The following is a 21664-nucleotide window of genomic DNA, read 5'->3' as shown; positions in this document are numbered from 1 at the left end:
TCTTTGGGCTATCACCCGCGAACTAGCTCTCCATTCAGAGCAACACTCAACTGTCGGGTATCCATATGAGGGAATTGCGCGTACCGTCGAAAGAACACTCCGCGATAGTACCCGTGGCAAACCTGGCACCTGCACCATCCACGACAACGCATCGCGGCAGGGCTCTAACTGGAAATACCGCACGAGCCGCAAGAGCGGAGGCCCTCCATGTCCATCCACAGCCTAAGATCCCACACCGCTGAACACGTCAAGCATATCCTTGGCTCCCGCCAAGCCCGCATCCATCTGGCCTCCTACGGCTGAAGGGAAGGGATGCCCATCGTCCTGGCACAACCCCACGAACGACTCGATGACGTCATGGGACTGGTCTCCATCCACGGACGATCCGCAGTGGTCGCGATCTACGACGAACCCGACGACCACCTGAGCTTCTGGTTCGTCTCTCTGCCAAACCCGGCATTGCAAAACGTACTGGTCGAACCGCGAGGCCAGACAGTGGGGGAATTCATCGCCCCTGGCACACCTGACGGGGCGAGAACGTTCCGTGTCCGGCACTGGGCACACAGTGCCATCACTTTTGAAATCCCCTGTTACGTGCGCAGCGACCTAGAACATCGCACCTCGTACAACACGCACCTCGGTGCATTAGGTAAATCGCAAGCTGAAGATTCCCTGGATGATCCAGAACTTGCGGACTGACCTGCGGTGCGGAGAGTTAAGCTGGTCTTGTGTATAACTGAAAATCAGCCTATTCGCACTGAAGCATCCCACGGACATCGCGGGATGCTTCAGTGTTTAATGCTGACAGCCAGCTCACCCAACGCAAGTCCACTGCCCAAAGATGTATAGAATCCATCTGAAACACTTCCCTGCTAGCAACACCGCCACGAGCACATGCCTTGAAGGCCTGTACTCGGGTCAACAACTGTGAACCAACCGCGCTGTGATGGACGCGAAAACAAGTTCGTCAAGACGGCGAAACCAGTGCCGTCCGCACCCTCTGGCGCTGCAAGAACTGCGGAGCATACACCACTGCTACCCACCCGAAGAAACATAGTTCTTGCACCGGCCGTGAGCAGTTGAATGCAATTGACGAGGCCTTCTGCAGCATGCCCAAGAAAAGAGACCCGCGTGGAGACGATAAATAATAAACGGAACCAGGCCGAGGGCATGCGCTGGCCCGACAGCCTCAGCTGGGCTGGTGAACGCTCCCGCCAGATACTATGGCTGCTTGCCTTGGTTGTGGTTGCGGTCTACGGGTTGCACAAGATCACTTTGGTTGTCATCCCATTCTTGCTGGCCGTAATTCTGGCAGCAGCCATCGCACCGCTGGTGAATTGGTTGCGTGGCAAAGGGTTGCCTAACACGGTTGCTAGCGGGACGGCCTACATTCTCGTACTCTCCGGTTTCGCGGCTGTCATCGCCGGGGTCGTCGTAACCATCCGTGCCCAGTGGGCGGAGCTCGTGGATCAGGCGGTGAAAAAATTTGACCGTTTGTACGCCTGGATCGCACAGGGACCATTGCCCGTAGATGATGCCATGATCCAGGATGCCCGCAACGCGGCGAGCGATTTCGTTACCAGCAAGGCGGCAGGGAACACCGCGGTAGACAGCATCTTCGTTGCCACCCAGGTCTTCACTGGTTTCATCCTCATGGCAGTCATTTTGTTCTTCTTCCTCAAAGACGGCAGGAAGTTGTGGGCATTCTGTTTGATACCCCTTAAAGGGCGGCAATTGGCAAAAGCCCGGCTCGCCGGAATACACGGTATAGAGGTGCTAGGCGGATACGTACGTGGCACAGCCATCGTAGCTCTGGTTGACTCCGTGCTGATCGGCCTTACCTTATGGATTTTGCAGGTACCCCTGGCGCTTCCTCTAGCTGTCGTGGTCTTCATCGGTGCCTTCATCCCAATACTCGGCGCCACCACCACCGGACTTCTTGCTGCTCTGGTCGCGTTCGTGGCCAATGGCCCAACGGCAGGACTGATCATCATTGGCGTCAGCTTCGCTGTGAATCAACTAGAGGGCAACCTTCTGCAACCGCTGGTGATGGGAAAAACCCTCCATATCCACCCTCTGGTTATTCTGATCGCGTTAAGCGCCGGAGCCGTGCTCGCTGGAATTATCGGGGCGATCCTTGCCGTGCCGCTGGCGGCCGTCAGCTGGGCCATCGGCAGAATATGGTTCAGTGATCGCTTCTCGAACCGCCATCGGCCAGTTCTTGATCACTAGGTTTGTTCAGAGTCCTGGCGTTATGACTCCGAGCCAATTTTCCGTTCCCTACCAACCTGCGTCGCCCCTGAAGGGTAGCCTGCCGCGAGACGGCTATCCCCGGCCGCTGCGTAAAGGTCGATATCACACGAAAAAGCTGGTCATCTACACAGAAAGTCGATCTAACTCGATACGAACCAGCCGTCATCAGACCCGGGTCACCACAACCAGAGAAATGCAATTCCATAACCAAAACAATCGGCTAAACGAGAACAAAGTAGACCCTCACGGCTTCACCGCAAATCCCCTAAAGAAGAAACCGCTGCTGAGGTTTGCGGGATCTTCATCCAACACGGCCCGCCCCACCTCTTCCCCGGTGTGCCGGTCATAACGCAAAACCCTGTACGGAGAACCATCATTGTTATCCGCCATGATGACAACGTCAGCATCAGTGAAGATCGCCTTCGACGAAGCCGAATTATCGCTATACGCTTCCACCGTAAACTTGCGTTCTGTCCGTCCCGTCTGAATGTCCGTAGACATGATCGAGTCCTTAACCCCGTACCATTCAAGCTTTCCGTCCTTCAGCGACTGGCGGGTTACCTGGGGAAGGCCCGTACCATCTTCACTGATGAAAGGCTCAGTCGCTTCATCTGAGATCAGTGCCTTGCTCTCATACTTACCGGTCTTGGTGTCCCATATCGATAAGACGGCCTTAGCAGCAACATCCAATCCACCTCGTCTCTCATCAGAGATGTAGTAGATTTTTCCATCATGGCATGGCGCATCATTGAGTACCGCGCCCTCTCTAGCCCGTGTACTGCTGCCGACAACTTTTTCCTTGCCGTCCTTCGTGCCAGTCAATTGGCTGAGAACCATGGGCTCCGTATCAGGATCCCCCGTCTTCGAATACGGGCCGGTAGCCAAACCAATTCCGAAGACCTCCCCCTCGCACTGAGCAGCAATGAAATAGCTACCTTCAACCTCGGCTAAAGAGGTTCCGGAACTGGTAGTGGTCACAACCTGAGTCGTATACCCCACGTCGCTGAAGCCCAGATTATAAAGTCCCACTGCAGTATCCGCTGCTGTGGCAAGCATGGCGTATTGGCTATCAGTTTTTGCATTCTCAAAACTCTTCAAACCGGCACCATCAATCAGATAGTCGGTCTTCATATCACTGAAGAACAACCCCTTCTCAGTCCACTCCATCGAGCACATGTCCATGCCCCAGGTCTGTACCTCTGTAAAAGCACCATCATCCTTTAACAGAACAACCTTTCCGTCTTGGCTTTCCCCATCCATGTCACTGCTCGCAGCACTGAAGCACAGTGCGTACGTGGCCTTGCCTAGAGCCTCGGTTTTTTGGGGTGAGGGATCCGCTGGTGAACAGCTAACCAGGGTAAAAACAGTGGTCGCCACTGCCGCTGCGGTGATGATACGACGGGTGTGAATCATGGAATGTTCCATTCTGGTGCAGAGTTTGGGCCGGCCCAATTTCAGGCCGGCCCAGATACTAGTTTTCCAGTACGCTTAGAGGGTCTTGTACGTCACCGTCTTTGAGGAATCCTTGATGTTGTAAGGATAAACGCCCAAACCGCCGTTGCCGTCCAGATCAATCCCTGTAGCCGCCTTGTAAGCCGCCCACACCAACTGCGAGCAGTTCATCTTCGAACCGGTCGTCGACTTGTTCACGGCAAAGTTGGAGTTATATCCCTTGCCGCGCAATTTGTTGAAGGCATGATTGGCAGCCTTGCCTCTGTTGGTCGATGTAGTCGATACGTACTGCTTCACTGCACCCTTGCCTACCTTCACCGAGCTGCCAGCGATCGATCGACTGTTCTTTCCAGTGCCGGGAGCTTCCACAATGGTTGCGGTTGAGTAGTAAATTCCTGTGTGCCCATGCTGAACGAAAAGCGTCGAAGCAGGAGAGACGAAAAGATCACCCTTACGCGTTGCAGAACCTAAGGTGACGGTACCGCTGCCTCCGCTGCTGGCGGCCGAAGCCACGCTTCGATTAGCCAGAGAATCGACCGATTTTGCTTCCCTAACCGAAGCCTTGCTCTCGGACAAAGCCCGATTAACGGCTTCGTCCAAACTGATTCCTTCATCCTGTGCGAACTCACCCAGCGAATCCTTCAGCTCGGTGACTGAGGTTCCAGGATTGAGACTTGCCAACTCATTCAAAGAACCGTTTCCCGTATCAGCCAACGCCGGCATAGCCGAACCAATGACCAGCATGCTCGAAGCGGCGATTCCCGCGAGCATATGACGTTTTTTCAAAACACAACCCCTAGCACGTAGCAGTAATGATCCAAGTAACCCGTCAAACATGAACATAAAGAAGCACAAAAACACATAGCGCATCCAACGCACATTCAACGAAAAAGAATCCCTGATCTGACGAGAAATAATATTTCAGGTCAGTGGATAATATGATCCTAGCGTTAGGTGCGTCACCACGGAAGACACTCTGGCAAATTTTTCACAGAATTTTATATACATGTCCGCTTTAGGCCTCAAACTAACCTCACCAAAGCACGAGGCAGAACTGAGCTGGTCAAGTTTCTGAGACACGATCTTTGATCTTTTCTAATTATTCTCAAGCCGCAAGGGCCAGAGAATTCATTTCCCAATACGAGTCCAGAACTGCTTGGGGGCTGAGCCCTCCATTAGCTGTATGCGGTCGTTTCCGGTTGTACCAGACTTCGATGTATTCCATCACCGCGGTCCGCGCTGCCACCCTGCTGGTAAATGCCCGGTGATGGTACATTTCGTTCTTGATGGTCGAGAACGTTGACTCGGCCACGGAATTATCCCAGCACACCCCGGTGCGCCCCATCGATTGCCGCACGCCGTGGACAGCGCACCACCCTTGGAACGCGTCCGAGGTGTACTGCGTTCCCCGGTCCGAGTGGAACACGCTGCCAGACTGGATAAAGCCCCGCGACGCGGCAAGCTCCATGGCATCGATGACCAGCTGAGTTTGCATGTTCTCACCCATTGACCAGCCCACGATCTGACGCGAAAACAAATCGATGACCGTCGCCAAATACAACCAGCCCTCGCCGGTGCGCAGGTAGGTGATATCGCCAACCAGCTTCGCCCCAGGCCGGCAAGAGCGGAAGTCCCGCCGGCCGAGCTTATCGACTATATGGTTCTTGATATGCGCTGTTCGCGCTTGGTGGTCACGCACCGTCGTGGTTTTGAACGCACTCATCCGTTTGGCCTGGATTCCCAGGTCTTTCATAATCGAGAGGACCGTAGACTTCGCGATCTGTTCCTCATGGTTGTTGCGGAGCAGGTCCACCAGTTGGCCTGCCCCAGCAACCTGGTTGGACGCTTCGAATTCGGTGTGGACCAGTTCGGTACGGCGCATGCGCAGTGCTTGGGCTTCGCTCAGCTCCTCGCCGGGGTTAAGCCACCGGTAATAGGATGCCCTGGAAATCTGCAGTTTCTGGCACATCCACTTCACCGGGTACTGGCCGGTATGGGCTTTGATGAAGGGCTCTGCCGGCAGCATCATCGCGCCATACTGGCAAAGCGAAGTTCACCGAATCCAAGAGCTCATAGACCAAGTCAGCGACTCACTCTATGGCTCCCGCCTACTGGAGAACGACCATCAGAAGCTCTGTAATTCACCGGCAAACCTTAAACCACCTGTCACGCCCGCTATCTTGCTAGCAAATCCAAATAGATCCGCTCATGGGCTTCCGCTAGTGCCATACGTTGGCGCTTGCGCTCCTCGGCATCCATCCCCGGCACGCTGGATAAAGCCAATTGATGCTTCACTGCTTCTTCCAGTGAGTCCTCATCAACACGGTCGTAATCCCATCGGTACGGTGCCACCGACGCATGCTGCCCCACATACTGACCACAATCAGGAGCGACGATGGCAGCTCCAGTATCCAAAGCCGCTTCGAGCCACCCGGAATGCGTGCCGAATCGATAGGGAAGGACATTCACATCCAGCGAACCCAAGTATTCGAAGAGCTCCTGTTCGGAGAAGTACTCATGCGCCTCAAGATTCCACTTTCCTTGCTTTTCTCCCTCTAGGAGCTGCCCTGCGAGATCCGCCTTGTACTCGCGGTTGGATGGATCAAGCACCTGACGATGTATGTTCACCTGCAGTTCAGTGTCTGGAATTCCCGCGACGATTCGGGCCAGAGGTTCCAGAATGGCTGGAGAAATATTAGCCCGGAGACCTTTAAGGTGCACCCCGATATGACGAGTCCTCCTCTGGGAAGACACCGCCAAAACCTCCCTGCGTCGGCGTAGCCGATCCATGGTTGCGAAATCAACGACGTGGGGGTGTGGCAGAACGTGGGCGGCACGATGCCATTGCGCCGCGATCTCCGCGGCTGCTCCATCGGTAAGGGTGATCAGCTCATCAGCTGAGGCGATGAGGATATCTAGCATCTGGCGGTGGGCCGTGGCATCTGGTTGATGGGGGTTGATCAAGTCATGCACCGTGTAAACCAATGGCTTGTGGAAATGACGCAATTCCGTGATGGTATTGCGCAATGTCTGTGGGTCTGCCGCGTCAAAACCAAAATGTATATGCATCAAATCGAACCGCTGATGGTTGTCCCTCACCCACTCGGGAGTCAGCATCAGCGGAGGCCACCACGGTGACTGTTCGCTTTGGGAGCCTGGCGCATGGATGGGGTCAGGCAACCGAAGCGACCCGCGGTTCTGTTCATGCAATGGTTCCAAATGCCGAATATAGACCTGGTCTTGAGGTACTGAAGCAACACGGATCATCGTGGAAGCATTCTGGGAAGTCATACCGAATTCTCCTCTGTCGAGCGGCGGATGGGTAGGGTCGGAGTTGATTTGCTATTCACCTATATCGGTTGGGCTGCAGGAAGAATTGGTTTGGAATGGAATTTTCGGTTCTCGTCATCGCTCATCAACGAGCAGGCCACCTGCAACGGCTGCTCGATGGAGTACAGCGAAGTAGCGTCCTGCCGCAAGAGGTCATCGTTGTCTACATGGACGACCCCTACCCGGAACCGGTCTCGTGCGATGTGCCATTGAAAGCCCTCCATATCCAGAGCACCCCTGAGGAAAGCGGATTACCTCTGGCCCGCGCACGGAACACTGCTGCGGCCAATGCCAGCACGGAGCAACTGGTCTTCCTTGATGTGGATTGCATCCCCTCGGCACAGGCATTCGAGTGCCTGCTGCAGGCTTTGGGCGAGCATTCTGCCCTGGCGATGGCCGAACCCCGGTATCTGAAAGGTCCCATAGTGTCCGGACCCACGCCTTATGATTTCACTCTGGGCGAGCTTTCGGTTCCCCACCATGCAAGAGCCGCGCTGCCGACCGACGTGCCATGTGAAATGCACGAGCATTTCTGGTCGCTGGGTTTTGCGATCTCTTCCAGCGATTTCAAGCGAGTCCGAGGTTTCTGCCTGGAATACAGCGGGTACGGGGCCGAAGATACAGACTTCGCCTTCACCGCCCGCCGCCATGGTATCCCCGTAGTGTTCACCCGTGCGGTGGTCTTCCACCAGCATCACGGTGTCTCCAAGCCGCCGTTGAACCACTTCGACGCAATCGTAGCCAATGCATCGAAATTCCATGCTCGATGGGGCGTGTGGCCGATGGACGGGTGGCTCGCTGCTTTCGAGCGCATGGGATTGGTGCGCTGGGCGTCCGATGGCACCATACTCGAAGTGTTGGAGCACCCCTCGCCGCTTCAGATCCAACGTGTCCGAAGCCAAGACGCCTACTAAGCCGTCCATCAGCTCGTCAGCTCTCGAACCATGGCTTCGACCTGCCGCGTGAATTCGTCCGCATCGGTGAACAGAACCCGGGAAAGAGCATGCGGGTCGGTGGCAGCAGCTTGCTCCAGGACAGCATTCCAATTTACCGGTTCCTTCCACGAATCGAGTGTCATGCAACCGGTCGCTCTCTGTAGCATCCGCGCGTAGGCTCGCTGCTCGTCGAAAGGACGTTCCTCCGGAATCAGAAGCATCGGTCTGCCGCAGGCTGCGGCGGTGGCCACGGCATTGTGGCCGGTGGAAGTGAGCACTACATCGGCTTGTGCCATGATGCGCGATGGTTGCTGGACTGTTCCATGCAGCGTGAGGTTCTCAGGCATGCAATCGGTGTCCTCATGCACAGAGCCTAGAACGTCCCATGACCACTGTGGAGAAGAAGCCGCCGCATGCGCAATATCGGACAAACCGATCGATGCCGCCAATGAGGTTTGCATTGCGACTTTGCGCTCCCCCGGCACAGGATCCGCCAATGATGCGCCGACATGCTGAGTCATATCGAAGCCCGAGGCAGGTTCGGGAGTCTTGAAGTAATGGCTCTTTGAACCGAATTTGGCCAGATGTTCCCGCTCTTCCAAGGCTTCGGGGAAGTAGGCGAACAGCGCATCTGCAATCTCGTATCCCATCAGGTGCGCTTTGTCATCCCGCCGTCCAGGCATCCGGCGCAAAGCAACCCGGTAGCCGCTAAGCCGGGCAAAAAGAGCAACCTCCACCGATACGTCAACCATGACTACATCGGGGGCGAACTGTTCCCACGCACGGTTCAGAGCGGCGAAGCGTTCAACGATATGATCGCCAGTGGGAGCGTAGTGCAGAAATTCTCCTGATACAGGTACAGGGCTTTCCGGCCGTTGATCATCGATATCAGGCCGCAAAGGAACATAGTTGGCTCCGACCGGGAGCAATCCTTGGTTTTCCTCCCCCGTACTTGCCACTTGCACCTCGAAAGCGCCAGTTTCGGTGAGCCTACGGGCGTGGCGAAGATGCCCTGTTCCCACGTGGTGGGCGTAATTAGGAGATCTTTGGCCTACTCATCGATTCTGCCTCGCTGAACCTACTCGGGGAACGATCTGGTCTATGAGAGCCTCATACCCGTCAAGCATGCGCTCTCGTGTAAATAGCATTGCTCTTTGCCGAACCGCTTCGCGATCCATCTTCGCTGCCCTCAGCACTGCGGCAGCAAGAGCGGCTGAATCGGAGCCATCCGCGAGTGCCCCTCCGCTGGTACCGATGATTTCCCCCATCGCTCCAGATGGCAGGGCAGCCACTGGCGTGCTGCTAGCCATTGCCTCGAGCGTCGTCAATCCAAAAGGCTCAGCCCACAGGGGCGAGGAGATAAATACTTCACGCGAGCTGATGAGTGTCTTCAACTCTTCCTGACCAAGATGGCCCAGATACTCGATGTCCTGATCCAGATTCGGGGCAATAAGGCTGTTGAAGTACTCCTTGTCCTGAACAGGCCCGGCAATAGCCAGTTTCATCCCTGCATCTCGCGCCGCTGCGATGGCGATGTGCAACCCCTTTTCCGGAGTGATTCGGCCAGTCCAAGCCGCTGTTCCGGGGTTGATCCTGTTCCCAGGTTCCCCGCACCAGGCGTCCAGATCGATTCCGTTGGGAATCACGTGCAGTTCAGGCAACCATTGCTTCCACGCGCGGCTGTTCGATTCCGAAACTGTAGCGAAGCGATGCATCTGGCTCGAGGATGATCTCTTGCTAATGACTGCGGTGATCCGTGGAAGCGGCGGAGTGTGCAGAATATGCAGCGTCGGGATGTTTCGAAGGTGCACGTGAGGGACCGGGCTGAGCGAATTATTGATCACCACATCAAAATTTCCGTCGCGGGCCTTTCGCACAGCGTCCTGCATCGAACTGTCCAGAACGTGATGTTGATGATTACGTCCGTCCTCATCCGGGTACCCCTGAACCGTGAAGGTTTCGGCCAGTACGCCGACGGCCATCCCTTCCGAACCAGGGCCAAAAGGGTTGCTGCCTTCTTTGGCGAAGAGCGTCACGTGGTGGCCGCGATCAGATAAATCCTTGACGAGATGCGCGGTGTGCGATTCCATCCCACCGGCATACGGTGGACAGATCGGGTAATGCAAGTGGGCCAGCACCGCAATCCTCAAGGGAGCAGGCGTATCAACTACGTGGAATGCCACGGTTTCTCCGGTTCTCAGTTCGTTTTCGCATGGAAGAATAGGACTCTCCACGCAGAGTATCTTTCCCCCGGCGGCCGCCCCGACATCCAATGAAATTCCCAGCAGACTATGGGAAACGGCCCCTCGCTACCTCATCGGCTCCTATGATCGCAGAAGATCCGAAGCGATCAGGACCTCGCATACCGCTGGATTTTGGATCAGAATCTTCAGCCAATGAAACACCTCTGACAAATAGTAAAGGAGTTTTCCTGAGCGTATCTCCATTGAATTGGCCCGGTCCCCGGGCGTCATTACCATATGCCGTCCGGATAATTCACTACAGGAGAATAGACTGGCCATTGCTACTGACTACGAGGAGGCACGACCCGACGTTGCCGAAGCATCAGAAAAGACCCTCCAAGATGTACAGAAGATGGATGCGCCCACGGCGACGAGCGTGTCAGCGGAGCTTGAAGAGAACGATTTCGCTGACGGGTTGGAACTTCCCGGCGCCATCGTTGATGAGGAACTTTCCATTAACGTGACTCCGCCAGGGAATGACGAATTCGTCTGCGGGGAGTGCTTTACTATTCGCCATCGAAGCCAGGACGAAAAACATACCAAGCAAGGCATCATCTGCCGCGATTGTGTCCATGTGCATTCATAGTCCTGCAGGCTTGGAGCTAGTGTAGCGTGCCTTTAATTCCACCTGTTTTGAGCAGGTGGGACAATTGGTTCCATGGCCAACTACGCAAAACCACGGCAGCTACGCGACAGCGACCGGGCAACCCTGGAATCCATGACCCGCGGCAAGGACTCCAACGCCTCACTGGCCTTGCGCGCCACCACCGTCCTGCTGGCCGCCGACGGCGTACCAAACCATCCACATCGTTGGATCCACCGGCTTCTCGGAACCGACGGTGCGCCGATGGCGCACCCCTACGAAGAATCCGGCATCGACGATCTTGGCGACGCGCCGCGCCCGGGCAAGCCGCGGAAGATCGACGATTTGGCGATCCTCGCCGACACCCTGGCCAACGACGGGGTTCCCCCGGCCGAACTGGGGATCTCCCACTGGTCAGCCAGGATCATGGCCGAACGCCATCAGGTCTCCTTCTCCTCGGTAGCCCGGATCTGGCGGCGCTGGAAAATCCAACCGCATCGGATCGAGACGTTAAAGTTCTCCACCGACCCGCAACTGGAAGCGAAACTGCGCGACGTGGTGGGCCTGCACCTGTCCCCACCGGAGAACCCGGTGGTGGTGAGCATTGATGATAAGACCCAGATCCAGGCCCTCTCGCGCACGCAGCCGGTGCAGCCGTTGGCTCCTGAGCATCCGTTGCAGCAAACTCATGACTATCGGCGCAACGGCACTACCACGCTTTTCGCGGCGTTGGATGTCCTCACCGGGAAGCTGAGCGCGAGCAAGTTCTACCAGAAGCACACCAACGTCGAGTTCGTGGACTTCTTGCAGCAGGTCGCCGAGGCGAACCCCGAGATCGACTTGCACGTGAGCTGCGATAACTACGCCACGCACAAACACCGGAACGTGTTGGACTGGCTAGCAGCGAACCCACGGGTGACCTTGCATTTCACCCCGACCAGTTGCTCCTGGTTGAACATCGTGGAGACCTTCTTCGGGATCATCACCCGCCAGTGCCTGAAGAGATCAAACTTTGCATCGATTCCCGAGCTGGAGGCCGCGGTGCACCGGTATATCGAACGGTACAACGAGGACGCGAAGCCGTTTGCCTGGACGAAGACCGCGGATCACCTCTTGAGCAAGATGATTCGCAAGGCGAAGGCTAATGTGTTGGAGCTGGATGAAACCCAACCAAATAATTAACACGGAACACTAGCACTCTCCACTATTTGCTCCATAGAGAAGGTTCAGGAGGGACCAGTCCGCCAAACAGCAAGGGCCACTGCCAAGTGCTCGAGCAGAACGTGCATTTTCAGGCTCCGCGGCGCCTAGGCAAGAATTCGTCGGCGCCCTGCCGAGAAGCATAGACCCTCAACGGTCTTGATAATTCAATCCGCGCCTTGCCGATGAGACTGCTTTGCAAGTGCCTTACGCAACCCCTCATTTTCAGATTCCAGCTCCAAGATGATGCCAATGCCTGCCAAATTCACGCCTCGATCAATCAACTCTGAGATTTGCTGCAACCGAGCTAAATCCTTGGCTTGATACCTGCGCGTGCCACCGCTGGTACGTGACGGGGTGATCAAACCACGCAACTCATACAACCGCACTGTTTGCACACTCACTCCCACACTCTGGGCAGCGGCAGCAATCGAATGCGATCCAGCAACAGGAACGGATCGCGGCGAATTTTTTGTCATTTCTTGCTTCCAATAGGCTTGCATGAACTCAGAATCCCATGCTATAAAATCTACATCGTTAGACATAGATCTAACGGAAAGTGAATTGCAGCATCGTAGAGAGTCACACCAGAAAGGAATGAGTTCAGATGATGCAGACCGAGGTACTTCGCGATTTCGACCGCTTGGTACAGCGAGCTTTCAACACCCAGCTCAGCTCCGTACCTGTCCACCCAATGCCAATGGAGGCTTGGAAGGACGACACCGGATTTCACGCTGAGTTCGACCTGCCAGGGGTCGACGCCGAGCAGATCGACATGGCAGTGGAAAAGAACATCCTGACCATCCGCGCTGAACGCGCCAAACCAGGAGACCGCCAGCACATCGCCGGCTCGGAACGACTCTGGGGCCATTTCACCCGGGAACTTATCCTTGGGGATCATTTGGACACTGAAAGTATCCGGGCCATCTACGTGGATGGCGTGCTACGTGTCGACATCGCTGTCGCCGAGAGTGCCAAACCCCGCCGGATTCAGGTCGCGGTCGGCCAAGGCAAGAAGAACCCCAAGGAAATCACCAGTTAACCCAAGAAAGCCCCCTTGGAGGCCTGTGCGGAGATGATGTGTCATGTCTGCCCACATTGATTCGGAACTTGATCCGCTGGTCGCTGATGACGAGTTGCTTCTGGCCATATACGAGCTCGAGCTATCCACAGCTTCCCGTCAGCATCAGCCGCCTCGATCGCACCTTTGCACCTCGATCGAGGATGTTCCGCGGCCCAGTCAGCGGTGCCCGGAAGGAACTAACGAAATACGAACAATTCAACGTTCAGTGCGTCGGGCGGGTCCCGTCCGGGTGTATTCACGCTCGCCACCGAACAAGAGATGACTCCCGGGGAAACTTTTAAGGAGTGGTTGATTCGGGGGTGCGTCCGGAACGCACCGGACGCACCCTGGCAACGAAAGGATCAGCACCATGCGTGAATCATTGCTCAACGTCCACCTCAATGACGAGCAAATCGAAGTTCTCAATGCTGCGCTGTGCGCCTACCGAGACCATTTCAGCGAGCTTCTTGAGTTGAACGAAGAAACAGAAGGACCGCAAGCTCGCGAGAACAACAAGTACTGGCAGAGCAAAGTCCACGCGATTCAAGAATTGATCGATCAAGTCAACGACTCACTGTATGGTTCCCAACCCCGGGAGGGGCCTCAATAACTTCACAGGCATTCCGCCACCGCACACTATTCACCTATCTGCCTGGTGATCGTCGACCTTCGAGTGTTGGAATAGGCGTTTCGAGGCTAGGTACCGTGTTTAGGAGACTGATCGAATATAGGTCATCGAGCCGGCGGCCCGCTGCAGCGCGTGCTCCGCGATCCTGCGAATGTTCTCGCGGACCGTGGAGCACGCGCAAATGAATCAGCATGGTCAGTGCCCCTGCTGCGGCATCGCCCAAAGGCGTGTGCGCCGCGATGTCGGGGAGCGGTTGGGCGAGACTGAGTGGATTAATCCGGGTTTCCCAGCTCGCGGAGCGTTTCAAGGGTACGTTCGGTGCCGGCTATCCGATGTGCCCAGATCACGCGCCTGCTATCGGCCCTCATGTATCTCAGTCATGCTTCCCATCGCGACCGGCTGGCGATGTGGCTCGATTCCCCGCGCTCGGTAAGCACCTTTTCCGCGCCAGCGGCACGCATCTTGGCTTCCTGCGGCGTTGGGGTCCCCTGGTGCCGGCTTACTCGCGCGTATCCGATAATTGCCATAGCAACAACAGGACCTTGAGCCCTTCGACCTATTTTGGTTTTAAACGGCGTTTCTGACATGCAAAGACCCTGCTTATCGCCGGAGCCGGTAAATGTTAGTTGCGACCGGCGGCTAAGACCAGTACCAGACAGAGGTTCTTGGCATGAATTTCCTCTTCAGCCATGGCGCCAGGGCGAAGGATCTTCCGCCGTCTCGGCTGGCGAACTCCTGACGTGGATGTGCCTGCTCAGAGCAGATGGACGTCGCACTGTCATCAGACTGCCGTTGTGCCTCAGTATAGGATACTGGCCGTTCCTCCGGCCCACACCATCCTGCCCTGGAATCTGACTGCGTGCTCGCCGGACCTGCCCATCAGCGTTCTCCGGGAGGCTCGATAGTTCGCAGGTGTCTTCGCAGTATTGGTGAGCCATTGGACGCCCGAGGCGTTCATCGATCCGCATACCTGATCCTCGAACACGTTGGCTTCAGGGGAGAAAGTGTGCAGCTCGAACGCATGCGGCGATCCCCCGGCGTGCGCGCCGACGGCACCGACCTTCGCATTGGGCAAGTCGGGTTCCAAGGCCTGAACCTCCTCGGAGGAGCCCACTGCACCACGGCCCCGTCCTTGCCATCGCCAACTAATGGATTTCGCGGCATAGGCGGCTCCTCGAAAGCAATCGTCGTGAGGGGCGCAGATCGCGATGCCGGAGATCATTAGGTTGGAACCCAGATTTGCAAGCTTGGAGTGCCCCGGAGGCGCGAATCGCTAAGCGGTGCCGACGTCTTGCACGCGGGCCTTCCTGTGCGGACGGCCCGCGTGCTGCGACGGCAGGTCAGGCGGTAGCCAGGCTGCGGTGCTGGATGCTGTCGGCCTCGGAAGCCTTCGCGGCTGCGGCCAGCCCGCGTTCCAGATCGGCAATCAGGTCCTCGGGCTCCTCGATGCCCACCGAGAGGCGGACCAAGTTCGCTGGAATCTCCAGCGGTGTGCCGATCAGCGAAGCGTGGGTCATTTCGCGCGGATAGCAGACCAGGGATTCAACCCCACCCAGGGACACCGAGAGCTGGAAGTATTCCATGGACTCGGCGAAGGCGCGGGCTGCCGCTTCATCGGAGAGCTGCAGTGAGAGGATCCCGCCGAAACCGCGCTGCTGGCGCTTGGCGAGCTCGTGGCCCGGATGGCTTTCCAGCCCGGGATAGTAGACGCGGGCGACCTCGGGACGGTCATCGAGCCAGCGGGCCAGAGTGGTTGCGGTGGCGCAGTGGCGTTCCATGCGCAGGCCCAGGGTCTTCAGCCCGCGGGCGGCCAGGTAGGAATCCTGCGGACCGGAGACCGCTCCCCCGGCGAACTGCTGGTAGCCGACGGCTTCGGCCAACGATTGGCCGCGGTGCAGGTAGTCTGCCACGATGACCGCCCCGCCGAGAACGTCGGAGTGCCCCCCAATGTACTTGGTGGTCGAGTGCACCACCGCGTGCGCTCCGAAGTCAAGCGGCCGCTGCAGGTACGGGGTGGCGAAGGTGTTGTCCACGACCAGCAGGGCGCCGTGTTCGCGGGCGATGGCCGCCCAGCCGGCCAGGTCGGCGATGCCCAGCAGCGGGTTGGATGGGGTTTCCACCCAGAGCAGCGCGGTGTTCGGGCGCATCGCGGCGCGCACCGCATCCAGATTGGTGATGTCCACCGCCGAAGAGGTGATCCCCCATTTGCCGTGCAGCTTCGAGATCAGCCGGTTGGTGCCGCCGTAGCCGTCGGCACCCAGCACGATGTGGTCGCCTGGCGCCAGTACCGCGCGCAGCAGCGCGTCTTCGGCGGCGATGCCCGAGGCGAAGGCGAATCCGGCGGTCCCGCCTTCCAGTGCGGTGAGCTGCTCTTGGAATCCGTCGCGGGTGGGGTTCGAGCCGCGGGAGTATTCATGCCCGGAACGCAGCACGTTGATGCCGTCCTGGATGAAGGTGCTGGTCTGGTAGATCGGGGGCACGACCGCCCCGGTGTGCGGATCCTTGTGCTGGCCGGCGTGCACGGCCAGGGTGTTGAAGCCGCTCATGCGAAGCTCACTTCCTTGGTGTCGGCGGTGGTTGCGGCCAGCGCGAGATCCAGCGATTGGGTGATGTCTGCCAGCAGGTCGGCTGGGTCTTCCAGTCCCACCGACAGGCGCAGGGTCGAGGTGTTCAGCCCGGCGGCTGCCAGCTGCGCCTCGGAGAGCCGGCAGTGCGTCATGGTGGCCGGGTGGGCGACCATGGTGCGGGTATCGCCCACATTCGCGGCCAGGCTGATCAGCTTGAGCCCGTCAATGACCGGGGAAACCAGGGATGGGTGGGCCAGCTCGATGGCCAGCACGCAGCCGGTGCCCTTCGGCGCCAGCGCCCGGGCCAGCTCGTGGCTGGGGTGCTCGGGCAGCGCGGGGTGGTGGATGGCGGCAATGCCCGGATACTCGGCAAGCGCGTCGATCAGCCGGGCGACGCTGCGCTGCACGTGGGCCGCGCGCACCGGCAGGGTCTCGATGCCTGCAAGGATGCCCTGGGCGCTGGCCGGTGCGAGGGTCGGGCCCAGATCGTGCAGGAACTTGGAACGAACCAGCATCGCGTAGGCCGCCGGCCCGTGGCGTTCAAGCAGCGAAGCGCCATTCAGCCGCACCCGCGGCGCGGCGATCTGCGGCCAGCGGGAGGAATCGGAGAAATCGAAGGTTCCCGAATCCACCACTATCCCGCCGAGCACCGAGCCGTGCCCGGCCAGAGCCTTGGTGGCCGAGTGCACCACGATGTCCGCTCCGAGTTCCAGCGGGCGCACGTTCAGCGGGGTGGCCAGGGTGTTGTCCACCACCACCGGGATGTTGCGCTCGTGCGCGATGGCCGCAATGGCCGGGATGTCGGCCACGGTGCACAGCGGGTTGGAGACCGATTCTAAGAAGAACGCCCGGGTGTCCTCCTCAATGGCAGCGGCCCAGGCGGCCGGATCGGCTTGGTCGACAAAGCTGACGCGGATCCCGAAGTCGGCGAAGGTGTCGGTGAACAAATCCACGGTGCCGCCGTAGAGCGAGGAGGAAGCCACAATGTGCTTGGGTCCCTGGGTCAGGGCCAGCAGGGACAGGGCCACGGCAGCCTGCCCGGTGGCGGTGGCCACCGCGTGGGCCCCGCCTTCCAGGGCGGCCACGCGCTGTTCGAGAATCGCAACGGTGGGGTTGCCGGTGCGCGAGTAGGTGAAGCCGGCCTGGCGCAGGGCGAACTTCTCCACCGCTTCGGCGTGCGATGCGAATTGGTAGGCCGCGGAATTGTGCAGTGGCGGCAGCATCGGGCGGAAGTCTCCGCTCGGGCGGTACCCTGCGTGCACCGCGTCGGTTTCCTGGCTCATGGCTCCTCCTCGATTCTCTGCGAGGGAGTGCACCGATTGGCATCGTGCGGCGGCACGAAGCTACGCAAAAACGCGTTCGGAACTGCTCCATCGTTCCTGGCGGTAGCACCTTTCGGTTTCCCGATGGTTGCTGCGGCGTCTCCGAGCCAGATCTCTCAGCCGCTCTTGATGGGTTGTTCTTCCATGGTTGGCTATCCGCCGCAAACGGTGCAAGCGGTATCCGGCGCCCGGCTTCATACAAGGCCGCCAGGCTTCATATGACTTCTCGTTGTCATGATGACGCGGTGGCCGGCAGCACTTTATGACGCGACCTTTTGAGATGAATCGGCGTGATGCAGGGGTTTTGCTGGAAGTTTGTGACGATGTGCCGGTGCTCGATGACCGGGGGTTACGCTGCTGGCGGCTCAGCCGAGCACTTCTACCCCGAAGCTGGCGACCACCGTTCGCACTTCTTGCAGGTAGCGCTGGGCCTGGTCGGTGAGCGGGATAGCGGCGTGGTCGATCCAGCCGATTTCGATGCGCTCCTCGATGGCCAGCGGGATGGCCACGATGGAGGGATCCAGCTCGTCGCTGATGATGCCGGTGGAGATCGTGTACCCGCCCAAGCCGATCATGAGGTTGAAGATGGTGGCGCGGTCCGAGACCTGGATTTCGCGTTGGCTGGAGCGCGTGGAGAGCACCTCCTCGGCGAAGTAGAAGGAATTATTCGCGCCCTGGTCGAAGGTCAGCCGGGGCAGGTCTTCGAGGTCTTCGAGCGTGACCTGGGTTCGGGTGGCCAGCGGGTTGCTGCGCGAGATGAAGATGTGCGGATCAGCCAGGAACAGCGGGTGGAAGACCAGCCGGGATTCGCGCAGCAGCTTGTCGATGACCTTTCGGTTGAAGTCGTTGCGGTACAGGATCCCGATGTCGCTGCGCAGCGTGCGCACGTCCTCGATGATCTGCTCGGTGCGGGTCTCGCGCAGCGAAAACTGGTATTCCTCGGCCCCGCTGGCCTGCACCATCCGAACAAAAGCATCCACCGAAAACGAGTAGTGCTGGGTGGAGACGCCCAGCAGCCGCCGGGCGGAGGGGCGGCCGAGATAGCGATGTTCAAGAAGCTCCACCTGCTCGAGGACCTGCCGGGCGTAGCCGAGGAATTCGGCGCCTTCGGCGGTGAGCGTTACTCCCCTGGCCGAACGCATCAGCAAGGTGCGCCCCACCCGTGATTCAAGCTCCTTCATCGCTGAGGACATGCTGGGCTGTGCGACGTAAATCAGGTCGGCGGCAGCCGAAATCGACCCCTCGGAGGCCACCGCCACGAAATAGCGAAGTTGCTGCAGCGTCAAACCATTTGTTCCCTGAACCATAGCCAGAGTCTATATGAATCCATAGTTATATCGAGTTACCCGATATCAAGAATCACCCTGCATGATTGACGCATCGACTTCCCCTCGGCCCACCACGGCCCCCAAAGAAACAGATTGGCCATCATGGCAGACGCGTTGACCTTCAGCATTAGCACCACTAAATTCGACGAGAATTACACCCCGTCAGCAAATTCGCGCACCACCACGAACTTCGCCAATTTGGCGCGTGGAGAGCGCCGCGCAGAGAACCTGAACAATGCTCTAACAATGATCAACCGCCGCTTCAATTCCTTGGCTCACTGGGACAATCCCCAAGGAGACCGATATGCGCTGGAATTGGAAATCATTTCTGCCAACGTGCATTTCACTGCCGATAATAACGACCAGAAATTTCCCCTTTTAGAAGTCCTTGAAACCACGATCGTGGATAAACTCCTAGGCACTCGAACCCAGGGAATAGTCGGCAATAATTTTTCGTCGTACGTCCGCGACTATGACTTCAGTGTGGTGCTTCCTGCGCAGAGTCGTGGCGCCGGCACCCCAGTTCTTCCCGAAGATTTTGGCGATCTCCACGGGCAACTTTTCCAGCACTTCCTTAACTCGCAGGCCTATGGTCAGCGTTTTGAGCAGCTACCGGTGATCTGCATCAGCGTCTCGACTTCCAAGACCTATTTCCGCACCGGCAACAGCCACCCAGTGCTCGGTTTGGAATACCAGCAGGACGAAAATTCATTGACCGATGCGTACTTCGGGAAAATGGGCTTGAGCGTCCGCTACTTCATGCCGCCAGGTGCCGTGGCACCGCTGGCGTTCTACTTCCGCGGTGACCTGCTCAACGACTACACCAATCTGCAGCTGATCAGCCTGATCAGCACCATGGAGACCTTCCAGAAGATCTACCGCCCGGAAATCTACAATGCCAACTCGGGAGCGCCTGCCGTGTACCACCCGAGTCTCGGCGCCCAGGACTTCTCCCCTACCCGCGTTTTTTATGACCGCGAAGAACGAACCCAGCTAGGCAAGACCCAAGGGAAGTTCGCCGAAGAGCATTTCATTATTCCGAATCGCGAACTGCTCGATCAGTGGTCTTCCTCCTACCCGACTCCTGTCGCCTGATATTCCGAAAGATTCTTCTATGACTTCCCCGCTTATCCCCACGTCTATTGTCGGCAGTCTGCCCAAACCTTCATGGCTTGCCGAGCCTGAAAAACTTTGGTCCCCCTGGAAGCTTGAAAGCGCGCAAGTGCGCGAGGGCCAGCAAGATGCCATGCGCGCAGCAGTGCTTGAACAGACCCAGCGCGGCATCGACATCATTTCCGACGGCGAGCAGTCGCGCCAGCACTTTGTCACCACATTCATCGAGCACCTGAGCGGTGTCGACTTCGAGAAGCGCGAGACCGTGCGCATCCGCAACCGCTATGATGCCAGTGTCCCCACCGTGGTCGGTGCCGTTGAACGTGAAAAGCCGGTATTCGTTCAGGACGCGCAGTTCCTGCGCACGCTGACCGACCGTCAGATCAAGTGGACCCTGCCTGGCCCGATGACCATGGTTGATACGTTGTACGATGCACACTACCGCAGCCGCGAGAAGCTGGCCTGGGAGTTTGCGACCATCCTGAACCAGGAAGCTCGCGAACTGGAAGCCTCTGGAGTGGACGTCATCCAGTTCGATGAGCCTGCCTTCAACGTCTTTTTCGATGAGGTGGCCGACTGGGGCATCGCAGCTTTGGAGCGTGCCTGCCAGGGACTTAAAGCCGAGACCGTAGTCCACATCTGTTTTGGCTACGGCATCAAGGCGAACAATGATTGGAAAGCCACCCTCGGCGCTCAGTGGCGCCACTATGAGAAGTCCTTCCCACTGTTGCAGGCTTCCTCCATCGATACCGTTTCGCTGGAATCCCACCATTCGAATGTCCCGCTGGAGGTCGTCGAATTGGTCCGCGGCAAGCGAGTGATGCTCGGAGCTATCGACGTGGCCAATGACGCTGTGGAGACAGCGGACGAAGTAGCGCAGACTCTGCGCAATGCACTGGAATTTGTGGATGCGGACAAGCTGATCGCCAGCACCAACTGCGGCATGGCTCCATTCCGTCGCGATGTTGCCCTGGCCAAGCTCAGCGCGCTCAGCGCAGGGGCTGGCATCCTGCGCGAGGAGCTTGTTGGTGCCCGCGTCTGAAGTGACAGAATCGGCGACACCATCGTTGCCCGCAGATGATTTCAAAGCAATCTTCCGCGGGCATCCCGGTGGCGTCAGCCTGATAACCGCCGATGCCGGCGACGGACCAGTTGCCCTCACGGCAACGTCCGTGGCTTCGATCAGCGTTGATCCGCCATTGCTCGTCTTCTCGATTTCTGCGCTGTCCTCGGCGGCCAAAGTGCTCACCCGCGCAACATCTCTTGTCGTTCACAGCTTGGATGCACATGACATCGAGGTGGCTAAATTGGGAGCAACCAGTGGGATCGATCGCTTCGCACAGAAGCAAACGTGGTCAAGGCTGAGCACCGGCGAACCGGTATTTGATGGCGTCCGGGCCTGGGTTCGTTGCGCGGTCATCGAGCGGGTTCAGGCAGGAACATCCACAGTTTTTGTCGCGCGCGCCTTTGAGTCGCACGTTGACCGCGATAGCGAACCCGGTCAACCCGGCAATGGACTGGTTTACCATAATCGCGCCTGGCACCGCTTGGATGAAAACTCGCAGGTAACCAGTTGAAGCTGTCCGGCCGCTGCCCCTTGGGACACCGGTCGAACAGCCTCAGACTGCACTGACGGTCTTGTGCTGC

The 21664-nt window shown here is 58.1% G+C and carries 20 protein-coding genes, 1 pseudogene and 1 riboswitch; of the genes and pseudogenes, 10 read left to right on the top strand and 11 right to left on the bottom strand.

The annotated features are described in order from the left end of the window. Window positions 1–312: 312 nt before the first annotated feature. Window positions 313–699 carry a hypothetical protein gene (locus tag ACWICV_RS11100; RefSeq protein WP_400291322.1) on the top strand — a complete coding sequence of 129 codons (387 nt, stop codon included), beginning with the start codon at window positions 313–315 and terminating at the stop codon, window positions 697–699. Between the two features lie 432 nt (window positions 700–1131). Beyond that, window positions 1132–2232, top strand: a complete 1101-nt coding sequence (locus tag ACWICV_RS11095; protein WP_402472688.1) for an AI-2E family transporter — start codon at window positions 1132–1134, stop codon at window positions 2230–2232. A 264-nt stretch (window positions 2233–2496) separates the two neighbouring features. Here ACWICV_RS11095 and ACWICV_RS11090 read toward each other — a convergent pair whose 3' ends face one another. The 4 genes and pseudogenes from ACWICV_RS11090 to ACWICV_RS11075 all read right to left on the bottom strand — a co-directional run bounded on the left by ACWICV_RS11090 (window position 2497) and on the right by ACWICV_RS11075 (window position 6996). Beyond that, complete coding sequence (locus ACWICV_RS11090) at window positions 2497–3666, bottom strand: hypothetical protein (RefSeq protein ID WP_400291326.1); 1170 nt, start codon at window positions 3664–3666, stop codon at window positions 2497–2499. 75 nt (window positions 3667–3741) lie between these two features. Beyond that, window positions 3742–4491: a YiiX/YebB-like N1pC/P60 family cysteine hydrolase gene (locus tag ACWICV_RS11085; RefSeq protein ID WP_400291328.1), complete on the bottom strand. Its 750-nt coding sequence runs from the start codon at window positions 4489–4491 to the stop codon at window positions 3742–3744. A 319-nt stretch (window positions 4492–4810) separates the two neighbouring features. Continuing rightward, a pseudogene (locus ACWICV_RS11080) lies at window positions 4811–5713 on the bottom strand (IS3 family transposase); the annotation flags it as partial. A gap of 167 nt (window positions 5714–5880) precedes the next feature. Beyond that, window positions 5881–6996, bottom strand: a complete 1116-nt coding sequence (locus tag ACWICV_RS11075; RefSeq protein WP_454091021.1) for a glycosyltransferase — start codon at window positions 6994–6996, stop codon at window positions 5881–5883. Between the two features lie 95 nt (window positions 6997–7091). Between ACWICV_RS11075 and ACWICV_RS11070 the strand changes: the two genes are divergently transcribed. Beyond that, window positions 7092–7949 carry a glycosyltransferase family 2 protein gene (locus ACWICV_RS11070; RefSeq protein WP_454091020.1) on the top strand — a complete coding sequence of 286 codons (858 nt, stop codon included), beginning with the start codon at window positions 7092–7094 and terminating at the stop codon, window positions 7947–7949. An 8-nt stretch (window positions 7950–7957) separates the two neighbouring features. Here ACWICV_RS11070 and ACWICV_RS11065 read toward each other — a convergent pair whose 3' ends face one another. Together ACWICV_RS11065 and ACWICV_RS11060 are read right to left on the bottom strand one after the other, a co-directional pair. After that, window positions 7958–8929, bottom strand: coding sequence for a glycosyltransferase (locus tag ACWICV_RS11065; protein WP_454133411.1), 972 nt, complete (start codon window positions 8927–8929; stop codon window positions 7958–7960). Window positions 8930–9025: 96 nt separating this feature from the next. Beyond that, the gene (locus ACWICV_RS11060) at window positions 9026–10060 is read right to left on the bottom strand and encodes a glycosyltransferase (protein ID WP_454091018.1); all 1035 of its coding nucleotides are present in this window, start codon (window positions 10058–10060) and stop codon (window positions 9026–9028) included. Between the two features lie 361 nt (window positions 10061–10421). Between ACWICV_RS11060 and ACWICV_RS11055 the strand changes: the two genes are divergently transcribed. After that, window positions 10422–10799 carry a DUF4193 family protein gene (locus tag ACWICV_RS11055; protein ID WP_454091017.1) on the top strand — a complete coding sequence of 126 codons (378 nt, stop codon included), beginning with the start codon at window positions 10422–10424 and terminating at the stop codon, window positions 10797–10799. Between the two features lie 72 nt (window positions 10800–10871). After that, window positions 10872–11978, top strand: a complete 1107-nt coding sequence (locus tag ACWICV_RS11050; protein ID WP_454091016.1) for an IS630 family transposase — start codon at window positions 10872–10874, stop codon at window positions 11976–11978. A gap of 185 nt (window positions 11979–12163) precedes the next feature. Here the strand turns inward: ACWICV_RS11050 and ACWICV_RS11045 are convergent, their stop codons facing one another. Beyond that, on the bottom strand, window positions 12164–12541 hold the full coding sequence (locus ACWICV_RS11045) for a MerR family transcriptional regulator (RefSeq protein WP_400291341.1): 378 nt from the start codon (window positions 12539–12541) through the stop codon (window positions 12164–12166). A gap of 62 nt (window positions 12542–12603) precedes the next feature. Between ACWICV_RS11045 and ACWICV_RS11040 the strand changes: the two genes are divergently transcribed. Beyond that, window positions 12604–13038 (top strand): Hsp20/alpha crystallin family protein, encoded by a 435-nt coding sequence (locus tag ACWICV_RS11040; RefSeq protein ID WP_454091015.1) that lies wholly within the window; start codon window positions 12604–12606, stop codon window positions 13036–13038. A 391-nt stretch (window positions 13039–13429) separates the two neighbouring features. Next, window positions 13430–13669 carry a hypothetical protein gene (locus tag ACWICV_RS11035; protein WP_454091014.1) on the top strand — a complete coding sequence of 80 codons (240 nt, stop codon included), beginning with the start codon at window positions 13430–13432 and terminating at the stop codon, window positions 13667–13669. An 817-nt stretch (window positions 13670–14486) separates the two neighbouring features. Here ACWICV_RS11035 and ACWICV_RS11030 read toward each other — a convergent pair. From ACWICV_RS11030 to ACWICV_RS11015, 4 genes are all read right to left on the bottom strand, one after another. Then, complete coding sequence (locus ACWICV_RS11030) at window positions 14487–14801, bottom strand: PhzF family phenazine biosynthesis protein (RefSeq protein WP_400291345.1); 315 nt, start codon at window positions 14799–14801, stop codon at window positions 14487–14489. 226 nt (window positions 14802–15027) lie between these two features. Continuing rightward, the gene (locus ACWICV_RS11025) at window positions 15028–16233 is read right to left on the bottom strand and encodes a cystathionine gamma-synthase (protein ID WP_454091013.1); all 1206 of its coding nucleotides are present in this window, start codon (window positions 16231–16233) and stop codon (window positions 15028–15030) included. Beyond that, a complete protein-coding gene (locus ACWICV_RS11020; RefSeq protein ID WP_400291349.1) occupies window positions 16230–17537 on the bottom strand; it encodes an O-acetylhomoserine aminocarboxypropyltransferase/cysteine synthase family protein in 1308 nt (435 codons plus the stop codon). The genes ACWICV_RS11025 and ACWICV_RS11020 overlap by 4 nt, the downstream gene beginning before the upstream one ends. Before the next feature lie 84 nt (window positions 17538–17621). Continuing rightward, window positions 17622–17712: riboswitch (SAM riboswitch) on the bottom strand. Window positions 17713–17941: 229 nt separating this feature from the next. After that, on the bottom strand, window positions 17942–18883 hold the full coding sequence (locus ACWICV_RS11015; RefSeq protein WP_096256531.1) for a LysR family transcriptional regulator: 942 nt from the start codon (window positions 18881–18883) through the stop codon (window positions 17942–17944). Window positions 18884–19006: 123 nt separating this feature from the next. Between ACWICV_RS11015 and ACWICV_RS11010 the strand changes: the two genes are divergently transcribed. Genes ACWICV_RS11010 through ACWICV_RS11000 form a run of 3 tightly spaced genes read left to right on the top strand, consistent with a single transcriptional unit; the run spans window position 19007 to window position 21594 of the window. Continuing rightward, a complete protein-coding gene (locus tag ACWICV_RS11010; protein ID WP_402472705.1) occupies window positions 19007–19999 on the top strand; it encodes a DUF1852 domain-containing protein in 993 nt (330 codons plus the stop codon). A 19-nt stretch (window positions 20000–20018) separates the two neighbouring features. Beyond that, a complete protein-coding gene (locus ACWICV_RS11005; protein WP_400291353.1) occupies window positions 20019–21059 on the top strand; it encodes a methionine synthase in 1041 nt (346 codons plus the stop codon). Further along, complete coding sequence (locus tag ACWICV_RS11000; RefSeq protein WP_454091012.1) at window positions 21043–21594, top strand: flavin reductase family protein; 552 nt, start codon at window positions 21043–21045, stop codon at window positions 21592–21594. The genes ACWICV_RS11005 and ACWICV_RS11000 overlap by 17 nt, the downstream gene beginning before the upstream one ends. The last annotated feature ends 70 nt before the right edge of the window (window positions 21595–21664 follow it).

This window comes from Glutamicibacter sp. NPDC055354, from assembly GCF_053644955.1.
The sequence above is the reverse complement of the archived record's forward strand: the minus strand, read 5'-3'. Positions and strand labels throughout refer to the sequence as shown.